Origin of the sequence: Nitrospirillum amazonense, from assembly GCF_007828045.1 — a bacterium.
Classification (GTDB): Bacteria; Pseudomonadota; Alphaproteobacteria; order Azospirillales; family Azospirillaceae; genus Nitrospirillum; species Nitrospirillum amazonense_C.
The window spans coordinates 119,664-131,754 of sequence record NZ_VITN01000015.1; the positions used below are offsets into that span (position 1 = coordinate 119,664).

The 12,091-nt window shown below is 70.2% G+C and carries 14 protein-coding genes; 10 read left to right on the top strand and 4 right to left on the bottom strand.

Annotated features, from left to right (window positions below):
• The first annotated feature begins 5 nt into the window (after positions 1 to 5).
• From mdcC to FBZ89_RS21110, 8 genes are all read left to right on the top strand, one after another.
• Positions 6 to 320, top strand: coding sequence for a malonate decarboxylase acyl carrier protein (mdcC, locus tag FBZ89_RS21075; RefSeq protein WP_145751879.1), 315 nt, complete (start codon positions 6 to 8; stop codon positions 318 to 320).
• The gene (locus FBZ89_RS21080) at positions 317 to 1,228 is read left to right on the top strand and encodes a biotin-independent malonate decarboxylase subunit beta (protein ID WP_145751881.1); all 912 of its coding nucleotides are present in this window, start codon (positions 317 to 319) and stop codon (positions 1,226 to 1,228) included. The genes mdcC and FBZ89_RS21080 overlap by 4 nt, the downstream gene beginning before the upstream one ends.
• Positions 1,215 to 1,937, top strand: coding sequence for a biotin-independent malonate decarboxylase subunit gamma (locus FBZ89_RS21085; protein WP_145751883.1), 723 nt, complete (start codon positions 1,215 to 1,217; stop codon positions 1,935 to 1,937). Before FBZ89_RS21080 ends, FBZ89_RS21085 begins: the two co-directional genes overlap by 14 nt.
• Positions 1,930 to 2,556: a malonate decarboxylase holo-[acyl-carrier-protein] synthase gene (mdcG, locus tag FBZ89_RS21090; RefSeq protein ID WP_145751884.1), complete on the top strand. Its 627-nt coding sequence runs from the start codon at positions 1,930 to 1,932 to the stop codon at positions 2,554 to 2,556. Before FBZ89_RS21085 ends, mdcG begins: the two co-directional genes overlap by 8 nt.
• Positions 2,553 to 3,422: a triphosphoribosyl-dephospho-CoA synthase MdcB gene (gene mdcB, locus FBZ89_RS21095; RefSeq protein ID WP_246172408.1), complete on the top strand. Its 870-nt coding sequence runs from the start codon at positions 2,553 to 2,555 to the stop codon at positions 3,420 to 3,422. Before mdcG ends, mdcB begins: the two co-directional genes overlap by 4 nt.
• Positions 3,419 to 4,369: an acyltransferase domain-containing protein gene (locus FBZ89_RS21100; RefSeq protein ID WP_145751886.1), complete on the top strand. Its 951-nt coding sequence runs from the start codon at positions 3,419 to 3,421 to the stop codon at positions 4,367 to 4,369. The genes mdcB and FBZ89_RS21100 overlap by 4 nt, the downstream gene beginning before the upstream one ends.
• A 69-nt stretch (positions 4,370 to 4,438) precedes the next feature.
• Positions 4,439 to 5,035 (top strand): nitroreductase family protein, encoded by a 597-nt coding sequence (locus FBZ89_RS21105; RefSeq protein ID WP_145751888.1) that lies wholly within the window; start codon positions 4,439 to 4,441, stop codon positions 5,033 to 5,035.
• A gap of 261 nt (positions 5,036 to 5,296) precedes the next feature.
• Positions 5,297 to 6,562, top strand: a complete 1,266-nt coding sequence (locus FBZ89_RS21110) for an MFS transporter (protein WP_186457486.1) — start codon at positions 5,297 to 5,299, stop codon at positions 6,560 to 6,562.
• Between the two features lie 81 nt (positions 6,563 to 6,643).
• Here the strand turns inward: FBZ89_RS21110 and wrbA are convergent, their stop codons facing one another.
• The gene (gene wrbA, locus FBZ89_RS21115; RefSeq protein ID WP_145751892.1) at positions 6,644 to 7,246 is read right to left on the bottom strand and encodes an NAD(P)H:quinone oxidoreductase; all 603 of its coding nucleotides are present in this window, start codon (positions 7,244 to 7,246) and stop codon (positions 6,644 to 6,646) included.
• A gap of 215 nt (positions 7,247 to 7,461) precedes the next feature.
• On the opposite strand from wrbA, the gene FBZ89_RS21120 reads away from it, so the two are divergent.
• Together FBZ89_RS21120 and FBZ89_RS21125 are read left to right on the top strand one after the other, a co-directional pair.
• Positions 7,462 to 8,319 (top strand): TauD/TfdA dioxygenase family protein, encoded by an 858-nt coding sequence (locus FBZ89_RS21120; protein ID WP_145751894.1) that lies wholly within the window; start codon positions 7,462 to 7,464, stop codon positions 8,317 to 8,319.
• Between the two features lie 150 nt (positions 8,320 to 8,469).
• Positions 8,470 to 9,348: an oxidoreductase gene (locus tag FBZ89_RS21125; RefSeq protein WP_145751896.1), complete on the top strand. Its 879-nt coding sequence runs from the start codon at positions 8,470 to 8,472 to the stop codon at positions 9,346 to 9,348.
• A gap of 75 nt (positions 9,349 to 9,423) precedes the next feature.
• On the opposite strand, the gene FBZ89_RS21130 is transcribed toward FBZ89_RS21125, so the two are convergent.
• The 3 genes from FBZ89_RS21130 to FBZ89_RS21140 are packed head-to-tail and all read right to left on the bottom strand — an operon-like array spanning position 9,424 to position 12,074.
• Positions 9,424 to 10,128 (bottom strand): cysteine hydrolase family protein, encoded by a 705-nt coding sequence (locus FBZ89_RS21130; protein ID WP_145751898.1) that lies wholly within the window; start codon positions 10,126 to 10,128, stop codon positions 9,424 to 9,426.
• Positions 10,128 to 10,958, bottom strand: a complete 831-nt coding sequence (locus FBZ89_RS21135) for a TauD/TfdA dioxygenase family protein (RefSeq protein WP_145751900.1) — start codon at positions 10,956 to 10,958, stop codon at positions 10,128 to 10,130. The genes FBZ89_RS21130 and FBZ89_RS21135 overlap by 1 nt, the downstream gene beginning before the upstream one ends.
• A gap of 6 nt (positions 10,959 to 10,964) precedes the next feature.
• Entirely contained in the window at positions 10,965 to 12,074 is a 1,110-nt protein-coding gene (locus tag FBZ89_RS21140) for an LLM class flavin-dependent oxidoreductase (protein ID WP_145751901.1), read from the bottom strand.
• Between the last annotated feature and the right edge of the window lie 17 nt (positions 12,075 to 12,091).

The window sequence follows — 12,091 nt, forward strand, 5'->3', positions numbered from 1 at the left end:
GCCCCATGGAAAACCTGCGCTACGAACTCAGCACCACCGGGCCTGCCGGCGGCACCCGCGCCGTCGCCCTGGTGGGCGTCGTCGCCTCCGGCAATCTGGAAGTGCTGCTGGAACGGGGGGAGGCGCCCGACCGGTGCGTCATCGACATCGCCACCCCGGCCCACGGCTTCGCCGCCCTCTGGCAGGCGGTGACGGCGGACTTCGCCGCCCGCATGGCGGCGGGCGGGCTGCGCATCACAATCAACGACGGCGGCGCGCGGCCGGACACGGTGGCGCTGCGCCTGGCCCAGGGGGTGCGCCTGATGGAGAAGCCGGAATGACCAGTCCCTCCCCCACCCGCCACAGCTGGTATGAGGAGTCGGCCCGGGGCCGCCTGGCCCACCTGCTGGACCCCGGCAGCTTCACCGAATTCCTGGGCCCCGAGCGGCGGGAGTTCAGCCCGCATCTGGGCCTGTTCAACCTGCCGCACCAGCTGGACGACGGCATCATCGTCGGCAACGGCAAGCTGGATGGCCGGCCCGTTCTGGCGGCCGCGCAGGAGGGCCGCTTCATGGGCGGCGCCATCGGCGAAGTGCACGGCGCCAAGCTGACCGGGCTGCTGCGTGCCGCCCGCCAGATGAAGCGCGACGTGGTCATCCTGTTCGACACCGGCGGCGTACGCCTGCAGGAGGCCAACGCCGGCGAGCTGGCCATTTCGGAAATCATCCGCGCCACGCTGGAGACCCGGGCCGAGGGCGTGCGCGTCATCGGGCTGCTGGGCGGTCGCGCCGGCTGCTACGGCGGCGGCAGCCTGATCGCCGGCTGCTGCTCCGCCCTGGTCATCTCCGAACAGGGCCGGCTGTCCGTCTCAGGCCCGGAGGTCATCGAGACCAACAAGGGCGTGGAGGAGTTCGATTCCCGCGACCGGGCGCTGGTCTGGCGCACCATGGGGGGCAAGCATCGCTATCTGATCGGCGGCGTCGACCTGTTCGTCGATGACGACGTCGCGGCCTTCCGCGCCGGCGCGGTGGCGGCCCTGGAACGGCCCGCCGCCCTCAACCAGGCGGTGCTGGCGGCCGAGCAGGCGCGGCTGGAACGCCGGCTGGCGCGCTTCGGCGACGCGGCCGATGGCGCCGAGGTCTGGGCCCGGCTGGGCGTTCCCCATCCCGCCACGGTGCCGGACCTGGACACAAGCGCCTTCCTGACCATCGCGACCAGCAAACGGGAGGGCGCCGATGCGGCCCGTTGACATCCTTTCCTCGCTTTTCCCGGCCGGTCACCAGGTGACGGAGGCGGGCGGCCTCCTCAGCGGCAACGGCCGGCTTGATCCGCAGATCACGGTGGATGTCGTCGGCATCAGCGGCAAGACCTACCCCGGCGTTGACGAGGCCCTGGCGCTGGCCGGCCGCATCCTGTCCATCGCCGACCGGCCGGACCCGGCGCCCCTGTTGTTCCTGGTCGATTCCGGCAGCCAGCGGATGAGCCGCCGCGATGAGCTGATGGGCCTCAGCGAGACTCTGGCCCACCTGGCCAAGGCGTTGTGGCGGGCGGAACAGGCGGGCCACCGCACGATCGGGCTGCTGTACGGCGGCAGCGCCGCCGGCGCCTTCATCGCCACCGCCCTCGCCTGCGGATCGCTGGTGGCCCTGCCCGGCGCCTGGCCCGAGGTCATGGATCTGCCGTCCATGGCGCGCGTGACCAAGCTGTCGCTTGACGTGTTGAAGGAGAAGGCGGCCGGCACCCCCGTTTTCGCGCCGGGCCTGGACAACCTGTTCGCCACCGGCGCCATCGCGGAGATATGGGACCCGGCGCGGCCGCTGTGCGATCAGTTGAAGGCGCTACTGGCCGCCACCCGGGATGATGACGGGCGGGCGGGGTGGGGCCTGGAACGAGGCGGCCGGGTGAAGGCAGCCGCGATCGCGCAGGAAGTGCAACGGCTGGCGCTGGCCCATGGTTGACCCCGCCGCCCTGCGCCGCCACGACCTGGTCCACCTGTCCCCCGAGGCGTGGCGCGGCCAGGTGGCCGGCCTGGTGGAGGAGGTTGCCGATTGGGCGGATTTGGGCCGTCCAGCCATCTTCCGGCAGCGTGTCTGCGCGGACCCCGATGGCACCGTCCCGCTGGGCCTGCCCTTGCCGCCGGGCATGGGGCGCAAGCGGCTGACCCTGTCCTGTCCGCCCGCCGCCGTGGCCCGGGTGGCGCCGCCACCGCTGCTGCGCGACGCCCGGTCTTCGGCACCCGCCGCCTGGCGGCCGGTGATCGAGGCCTTGCTCAGCGAAGATCCGTCCTGGCGCTGTTTTGGCAGCCTGGCGTGGCAGCACCTGACCGGCCTGCCCTATCTGACCGATGCGTCCGACCTGGACCTGCTGATCGCGTGCGCCAGCGGCGCGGACGCGGCCCGGATCACGGCGGTGCTGGGCGGCATCGCGGCCTGGGCCCCCATGCGCCTGGACGCGGAACTGGTATCCGGGGATGGCGCCGCCGTGCAATGGCGGGAGTGGCTGTCGGACGCCCCGCACCTGCTGGCCAAGACCCGATCCGGGCCGGCCCTGGTCGCCCGGGAGGCGCTGTTCCCATGACGATGCCGCAGACAGCACCGGCCCGGCCGGCCTCCCCCATCCTGCACCCTGAACACCGCACCAGCCCGGACTGGATCGGCGGGCAGGCGGCGCGGGCCCTGATCCTGGAAGTGGAGACCTGGCCCAAACCCGGCCTGGTCAGCCATATCGACACCGGCGCGCACCGGGACATGGATGCGGCCCTATTGCGCCTCAGCGCCCGGACGCTGGAGCCGTACTTCGTCGCCTTGGCCGAGGCCGGTGCCGCCGACGCCGGCATGGCCCGCCTGCGCCTGATCGGGCTGGAGGCGGAGGCGGCGATGCGCCAGGCCACCGGTAATGTGAACACCCATCGCGGGGCCATTTTCGGCCTGGGCCTGCTGGCGGCGGCGGCGGGGTTGGCCGGGGCCTGCGACTGGCGACAAACCCTGGGAACCCTGGTCGCCGCGCGCTGGGGCCGCGAAATCACCGCCACACCGCAGGAAACCGCCAGCCATGGCGGCATCGTGGCGCGCCGCTATCGCGCCGGCGGCGCCAGGGAAGAGGCGGCCGCCGGCATGCCGTCCGTTTATGATGTCGCGCGCCCGGCCCTGCGCGAGGCGCGCCGCCTGGCGGCGGGTGATGAGGAGGCCGCGCGCGTCCATGCCTGCATGGCGCTGATCGCCACTGTGGAGGACAGCAACCTGCTGTATCGCGGCGGTGTCGACGGGCTGGCCTTCGCGCGGGCGGCGGCCCAGCGCTTCCTGCGCGACGGCGGCGTCGGATGCCGGCACTGGCGCTGGGCGGCCAAGGCCATCCATGACGACTTCGTCGCCCGCAATCTCAGCCCCGGCGGCTGCGCCGACCTGCTGGCCATGGCGCTGTTCACCGAGGCGCTGGAATCATGAGCCTGGCCCTGCTCTGCTCCGGCCAGGGCCGGCAGGATCGCGGCACCTTCGCCTTGCTGGCGTATGAGCCGGCGGCGCGTCCCATCCTGGATGCCGCCACCCGTCTGCTGGGCGCGCATCCCGCCGAGTTCTGCCGGACGGCACCGGAGGAGGCGCTGCACGCCAACCGGGAGGGGCAACTGCTGTGCGTGGCCCGCGCCCTGGCCGCCGCGGCCGCCCTGTTCCCGGACGGGGCGCCACCGGAGACCATCGTCGCGGGGTACAGCGTGGGCGAAATGGCGGCCTGGGGCATCGCCGGCGTGTGGCCGCCCGCCGACACCCTGGCGCTGGTTGACCGGCGGGCGCAGGCAATGGACTTGGCCGGCGGACCGGACGACCAGCTTGCCCATGTGCGGGGATTGGCGCGCGAAACGGTGGAGCGGCTGGCCCGGCGGTTCGACTGCGCCATCGCCATCGTCAACCCCGGCCGGTTGTTCATCGTCGGCGGAACCCGGGCGGCGACGGAGGCCTTCTGCGCCGCCGCCTTGGACGCCGGTGCCGCGCGCGCCGGCCCGATGAGCGTGCGCGTCGCCTCGCACACGCCGCGCCTGGCCGGCGCGGTGGCACCCTTCGCCGCGGCTCTGGCGGCGACACCCACCCAAGCCCCCGCCCTGCGCCTGATGACCGCCAGCGGCGCCACGCTGGTGACGCGGCCGGGCCAGGCGCTGGCCGGGTTGGCCGCGCAGCTGGCCGAAACCATAGACTGGGCGGCCGTGCTGGAGGCCCTGGCCGAACGCGGCGTGACCACGGTTCTGGAACTGGGGCCCGGCCGCGCCCTGGCGGACATGGCGGCGGCGGCCCTGCCCACCGCCGACGTGCGGGCTTTGGATGATTTCCATGGCCTGGCAGGCGCGCGGGCGTGGCTGAAGGGTCACCTGGGCCCATGTACGTCCGGCGTCGGGGAATGATAAGTCTCCATGATTCAGCGACCGCGCCGGGCTCTTGCGCCCGGCCATTGAATGGAGGCTTTCCCGGACATGACGACGGACGTACCTGAGCGCATCGCCGACCACCCCATCGACCCCGACATCCTGGCGCGCTGGTCGCCCCGCGCCTTCGACGGGTCCACGCTGGACGACGCGACGCTGGCCACCCTGTTCGAGGCGGCGCGCTGGGCGCCGTCGGCCTTCAACGCCCAGCCCTGGCGCTTCGTTTACGCCCACCGCGACACCCCGGAATGGGAGGCGCTGCTGTCCGCCCTGGTACCGCGCAACGCCGCCTGGGTGCAGCACGCCTCCGTCCTGCTGTTCGTCCTGTCCGATACCCTGTTCCTGGCGCCCGGCCAGACCGAACCGGTGCCGGCCACGACCAACAGCTTCGATGCCGGTGCCGCCTGGGCCCTTCTGGCCCTGCAGGCGCAGAAGCTGGGACTGCACACCCACGCCATGGCAGGCTTCGACCGCGCGCGCGCCACCGAGGTGACCGGGGCCGGCGATCGCTTCCGCGTCGAGGCGGCCGTGGCCATCGGCCGCAAGGGCGATCCGGCCACCTTGCCGGAACCGCTGCGCGCCCGTGAATTCCCCAGCCCTCGCCGTCCCCTGTCCGAAACCGTCCATCGGGGCCGCCTGCCCTGACCGCCGGGGAAGCGGCCGGCGCCACCGCCGCCGCTTCCCACCCGCGCTTCCCATTCCCCGCGAGCAAGTGCCCAGGCGCCCCTGATCAAGATCAGCGGGCGGCATTTGATATGCTGCACCGCAACGCATAGGCCGTGACCACCCAGGCTGGCCGATAAAAAATGCGACGGGCAGTTGGGTCCCTGCGGACCCTGGGCAGTTGGGTCCCACCGGGCCCTGACGGTGCCGATGCCGGCACCCTTCATAGAGGGGAATAGCGCCATGACCGTCCTCGACCCCGTGGCGGAGCCTGTTCCGGCCGCGCGCATGACGCCGGCCCAGGCCCGTGTCCTGTTCGCCGCCACCACGGGCAATTTCATGAGCGCCACGCCGGTGCTGTACACCGTGTTCGGCATGGTGCTGATCCCCATTTCCCAGGAATTCGGCTGGCCCCGGGCGCAGGTCTCGGGCGTGCTGGGCCTGGCAGCGCTGTGCGCGGCGGCGATGGCGTTTGCTACCGGGCCGCTGATCGACCGCTACGGCCCGCGCCGCCTGATCCTGATGGGCAGCCTGTCGTTCGCGGTGGCGCTGGGCCTGTTCTCCTTGGCGCCGGCCCGGGTGCTGCCGTTCTACGGCCTGTTCCTGCTGGCCGATATCGCCGCCGCCTTCGCCTCGCCCATGACCTACAGCAAGGCGGTGTCGGGCTGGTTCGACCGGGGGCGTGGGGCGGCGCTGGGCTTCGCCGGCGGGGTGGGCAATGGCCTGGGCGCCACGGTCATCCCCATCATCGGCGGCCTGCTGTTGTCGCGTTTCGACTGGCGGGTGACCTATCAGGGCATGGCGCTGATGGTGGGGGCCGTCGGTTTCCCCATCCTGCTACGGTATTTGCGCGATCCGCCGCCCGGCGGCGTACGGGACGCGGGGCCCGCGCGGGCGGAGAAAGTGACGGCCCCGGCCAAGGACCTGAGCCTGCGCCAGGCGGTCCGCACCCGCGCCTTCTGGATCATGGCGCTGGCCATCGGCCTGTGCGCGGCCTGCATGACGGCGATGTTCACCAACGTCGTGCCGGTGCTGACGGAGCGGGGCTTCGCCCTTGCCGACGGGGTGACGGTGGTGACCGTCTTCGCCCTGGTGTGCGCCGTGGCGCAATGGCTGATGGGCCTGGTGCTGGACCGCATCGCCACGCCCCTGATCCTGGTGCCCTTCTACCTGCTGGGCCTGGGCGGCCTGCTGCTGCTGCAATACGGGCCCAGCATGCCGTGGCTGGTGGCGGCCGGTGTCATGATGGGCTTGGGCCTGGGCGCGGAGTACAGCGCCTTGCCCTTTCTGGTGTCGCGCTATTTCGGTTTCCGCAGCTATGGCGCCATCGCCGGGGTGCTGTACGGCGGCATCAATGTCGGCATGGGGCTGATCCCCTTCGCCATGAACGCCATCTTCGACGCCTACCGGTCCTACGACCCGGCGCTGCACCTCATCCAGGGCCTGATGCTGGCGGCCACCACCGCCTTCCTGTTCCTGCCGGCGCATGACAAGCCGCTGGCGGACTGAGCCGGCCCATCCCTGTTCATACCCCCCATCCATGAAAAAAGGCGGGAAGCGATCCCGCCTTTTTCCGTTCCGGCACGCGCCTCAGCCGAACAGCTTGGCTGCCAGCTTGGCGACATGGGCGCCCTGGAAGCTGGCGATGCCCAGCTCGGCTTCCGACGGCTGGCGGGAACCATCGCTGGCCGACAGCGTGGTGGCGCCGTAGGGCGTGCCGCCCTGCACCGCGCCCAGCTCACCCAGGCGGGGCTCGGCATAGGGCACGCCCACCACCACCATGCCGTGGTGCAGCAGGCTGGTGTGGAAGGACAGGATCGTGCTTTCCTGGCCGCCGTGCTGGGTGGCGGTGGAGGCGAAGACGCTGCCGATCTTGCCGATCAGCTTGCCCTGGGCCCACAGGCCGCCCGTCTGGTCCAGGAAATTGCGCATCTGGGCCGCCATCATGCCGAAGCGGGTGGGCGTGCCGAAAATGATGGCGTCATAGTCCGCCAGCTCTTCCGGGGCGGCGATCGGCGCCTCCTGGTCCAGCTTGGCATAGGCCTTCTCCGCCACGTCGCGCGGCATCAGTTCCGGCACGCGCTTCACCACCACCTCGGCGCCGGCCACGGACTTGGCGCCGTCGGCCACGGCATAGGCCATCTTCTCGATATGGCCCCAGGTGGAATAGTAAAGAACAAGGATCTTCGCCATCGTCAGTCTCCAGGCGGGTTATGGGTGGCCGGCATATGCCATGGGCCCCGTGGCCCGCCAAGGCACGGGCCGCCTGAGGCAAGTCCCCGGGCAGTTCTGGACAAGACGGGCCGGATGGCCTTCCCTACCCTCACACTCGCGACGGACCTGGTGTCGTGGATGCTGGGACATCCCCATCGGACGGTCCGCGAGACAGGAGTAGTGAGGAGAGGTTAGTGGAAACCCTCGAAGCCCTGCGCACGCGCCCCCTGAAGCCCGGTTTCGGCGCGGAAATTCTGGACGTGGATCTGAAAACGGCATCGCCGGAGGAAGTGGGCCAGGTGGTGGACGCCTTCCACCGCCACGGCGCCATCCTGCTGCGCGGCCAGGATTTGGACCCCGCCGGCCTGAAGGCCTTCCTGGGCCGCTTCGGCCCCCTGGAGGGCCACACCCAGAAGCAGTTCACCCTGCCCGACCACCCCGAGGTCTACATCCTGTCCAACAAGGTGGTGGACGGTAAGCCCATCGGCGCCCACAACGACGGCGTGGGCTGGCACACCGACTATTCGTACAAGGCAGAGCCGGTGATGTGCACCATGCTGTACGCGGTGGAGGTGCCGGCCGAGGGGTCGGACACCCTGCTGGCCGATCTGTGCGCCGCCTACGACGCCCTGCCCGAGGAGCGGCGGGCCCAGCTGGACGGGCTGCGGCTGCACCACAGCTACGAATACTTCATGACCAGCCGCCAGTACCTGCGGGTGGACCAATTGAGCCCGGAACTGAAGGCGGAGAACCCGGACGTCGTCCACCCCCTGATCCGCACCCACCCCGCCGACGGGCGCAAGGCCCTGTGGGTCAGCACCGGCACGGTGAAGGAGGTGGTGGGCATGCCCAACCCGCAGGGGCTGGAACTACTGGACGAGCTGGTGGAATTCGTGACCCAGGACCGCTTCGTCCATGCCCACAAATGGCGGGTGGGCGACATCCTCATCTGGGACAACCGCTGCACCCTGCATACCGGCACCCTGTACGACGACAAGAAGTACACCCGCCTGATGCACCGCATGTGGGTGAAGGGCGACCGGCCTTTCTAAATTGCTCCATAGCCTTGGCTATCCTCGTTCCGCCCTGCGGTGCTCACTCCCGGGCTGACGGTCGCCGGCCTGCGGTTCAGTATGATGCGATCTCCGACGACTGGCCGTGGGCAGGATCCCACGGCCACTTTTTTACCGAAGGGGCGTTTGATGACGACGACAAGACCGCGCACCTGGCTGATCACCGGCGTCAGCTCCGGCTTCGGCCGGGCGCTGGCGCGGGCAGCGCTGAACCGGGGCGAGCGGGTTTGGGGCACCGTGCGGAACGAGGCCGACGCCGACGCCTTCCGCGCCCTGGCGCCGGACCTGGCCCGCGCGCCCATCCTGGACGTGACGGACGAGACGGCGGCGCACCGCGTGGCCTCGGCGGTGGAGGCCGACAGCCGCGGTATGGGTGGTGACGGCATCGACATCCTGGTCAACAACGCCGGCTATGGCCTGGTGGGCGGCGTGGAGGAGACCAGCCTGGCCGACGCCCGCGCGCAGTTCGAGGTCAACGTCTTCGGCGCGGTGGCCATGATGCAGGCCGTGCTGCCCTTCATGCGCGGGCGCCGGGCCGGGCACATCGTCAACGTCACCTCCGTCTCCGGCTTGGTGGGCTGGCCCAGCCTGGGCCTCTATTCCGGCAGCAAGTTCGCCCTGGAAGGCATCACCGAAACCCTGGCGCAAGAGGTGGCGCCCCTGGGCATCAAGGTGACGATGGTGGAGCCCGGCGGCTTCCGCACCGACTTCGCCGGCCGCTCGCGCAAGCGCAGCGAGGCGGACACCGACCGCCCCGACCTGGCCGCCGACTACGACGCCACCGTGGGGGAGTGCAAGCGCATCCTGGCCAGCCACGCCGGACAGGAGCGCGGCGATCCCGCCCGCGCGGCGCTCGCCATCCTGAAGGCCCTGGACGCGGAAACGCCCCCCCTGCGCCTGCTGCTGGGTGAGGATGCCGTGGGCTATGCGACGATGAAGCTGACCCGCCAGCTGGCCGACATCGAGGCCTGGCGCGCCGTGTCGGTGGATACTGATTTCGTGGCGTGACACCAGTGATGGTGGCCACGCCCCGTTCGCACCGGAACGCGGCGTGGCGCCAGCACCCTGTTCAGGGGGATTGAGTCACGCGTCGATGCGCGCCTGGTTCCACGCCGCCGCCACGTCCACGCTTTCCACCAGCAGGGCGCAGTTCTTCGACAGGGCGTGGAGCGCGCCCCAGTGCAGGGACGGCTCATAGGCGGCGCAGGCGTCGGCCACGATGAAGACGTGGAAGTCGCGGTGGAACGCGTCACGCACGGTGCAATCGACACAGCATTCGGTGGTGAAGCCGCAGACGACCAGGGTGTCGATGCCCCGGGCCCGCAGCCGCGCCTCGAAATCCGTGCCGGCGAAGGCGGAGAACAGCACCTTCTCCACCTCCATCTCGCCGCTCTCCGGCGCCACGCCGTAATAATCGGCGCCAGGGGTGCCGGCGCGGCAGATGCCTACCGCCTCCGCCGGCCAGCCCCGCCGCTCATAAAGGGCCTTCAGGGCCGCGCCATCCGTTTCCGGCCGGGTGATGACGCGGATGAAGACGGGTGGCACGCCGGCGGCGCGGGCGGCGGCCAGCAGCGGGCGGATGCGGTCCAGCGTCGGCTCGACAACGCCCAGATCCAGGCCCGCCTGGCCGATGGCGCCTTCGGGCGCGATGAAGTCCACCTGCGGATCGATGACCAGCAGGGCGGTGCGCTCCGGCCGGATCATGGGGGCCAACGCCGCCGCCGGCACCGGCGGGTCCAGCGTCAGGGTGACGGTCACGGCCCCGCCCTCTTTCAAGATGGTGGGCATCAGTAGGGCCTGTCCCCGGCGACGGTGACGCGGAAGCCGGAGCGGACGTTGGGGAAATAATCCCAGACGGCCAGATGCTGCACCGCGCGGTTGTCCCAGAAAGCCACCGAATGGGGTTCCCAGCGGAAGCGGATCTGGAAGTTCGGGTTCTTCACATGGTCGAACAGCAGCCCCAGCACGGCCTTGCTCTCCTCCTCCGGCACGCCCTCGATACGGGTGGTGTAGGAGGAGTTCACGAACAGGCACTTGCGCCCCGTCACCGGGTGGGTGCGCACCACCGGGTGGCTGTTGCAGGGGTAGCGCTTGTCGTAATCCTTGAACAGCGCGTGGTAGACGGGGTTGGCATCATGCACCGCCGTCAGGCCGTCCAGATAGGCCTTCATGCGGTCCGACAGCGCGTCGTAGGCGGCATACATGCTGGAGAAGCAGGTGTCGCCCCCCACCGGCGGCAGCGTGTGGATGTAAAGGATGCTGCCCAGCGGCGGCTCCGCGTCGCAACTGAGGTCGCTGTGCCAGTTCTCCCCCGCCACGTACTTGGAATTGGCGTCCGCGTGGATGGCCACGATCTCCGGATGGCCGTCGATGCCGGCAACGGCGGAATGGATGGCGAGGCGGCCGAAGTGCCGGCCGAAGGCCTTGTGCGCCTCGTGCGTCAGGGCCTGCTGATCGCGGAAAAAGATGACCTGATAGCGGGCGAAGGAGTCCTTCACCTCCGCCACCTGCAGGTCCGTCAGCGGTTGCGACAGGTCGATGCCCAGCAGTTCCGCCCCCAGCGCGACGGCGCTGGGCTTCACGCGGAAGCTCTGATACTCGCGGATGCCGTTGTCCATGGCGCGTCACACCTTAGTGGGAAAGGCCTCACGGATGGCCGGCAGCACCTCTTGGGCGAAGCGCGGCACACCCGTGATGTAGTCGGGGAAGATCAGCATCATGCCATCCAGGTCGCAGCCGCCCAGCATGTCGATCAGCTTGGCGGCGATCGTCGCGGGCGCGCCCACCAAGTGGCTGGACATGAAGCCGGACTTGGCCTTGGTGGTGAAGTCGTTCTGGCGGCCGATCTCCACGTCCAGGAAGCCGTAGGCCTTCATCATGCCGCGCCAGGCGCCCTCATCGAAGCCCTCGACGTACCGGGCGGCCAGGGTCTCGGCCTCCGCGTCGGTATCGCCCAGCACCAGGGTCATCATGGAATAGGTCTTGATGGCGCGGCCGGCCTCTTTCGCCATGGCCTTGGCCATGCCGCTGTTCTTGGCCAGCTCCTCCTTGCTGGAACCGGACAGGAAGATGGCATCCATCTCATTGATGGTGAAGGCCATGCCGCGCTTGCTGGACCCGGCGCAGACCAGGAAGGGCCGCGAGAACGGCTTGGGATCGGACTGGCAGTCGGTCAGGGTCACGTACTTGCCCTGGTAATCGACCGTGTCCTCGGTCCACAGCCGCTTGATGGCGTGCACCCATTCCTCGGCGAAGGTGTAGCGCTCGTCATGGTCCAGCTCGTCCCGCCAGGCGCCCATCTGCTCGAACTCGCCCTTGTACGAGCCGTTGACGACGTTCAGGCCGGCGCGGCCCTGGCTGATATGGTCCAGGGTCATGATCATCTTGGCGGTCACGGCCGGATTCTGCAGCAGGGTGTGAACGGTGGCCCACACCTTGACCTCCTTCGTCACCTCCGCCAGGCCAGCCATCATCATCTGGCTTTCCATGGCATAGCGCCAATGCTCGGTCGCGCCGCCGTAGCCGCGCCACTTGGCCATGGCCATGATGAAGTCGTAGCCGGCGCCGTCGGCCAGCTGGGCCACCTGGCGGTTATAGGCGTAGGAGCCGTCGATGCGCGGGGCGGAGGAGGACAGGATCCAGCCGCCGTTGGCGATGGGCAGGAAGATGCCCAGGTCCTTGCCGCCCGCGTCGGAGGGCAAGGGCGCGCGCTTCAGTTCGGTCGTCTGCGTCATGATGGAACCAGGCCTCC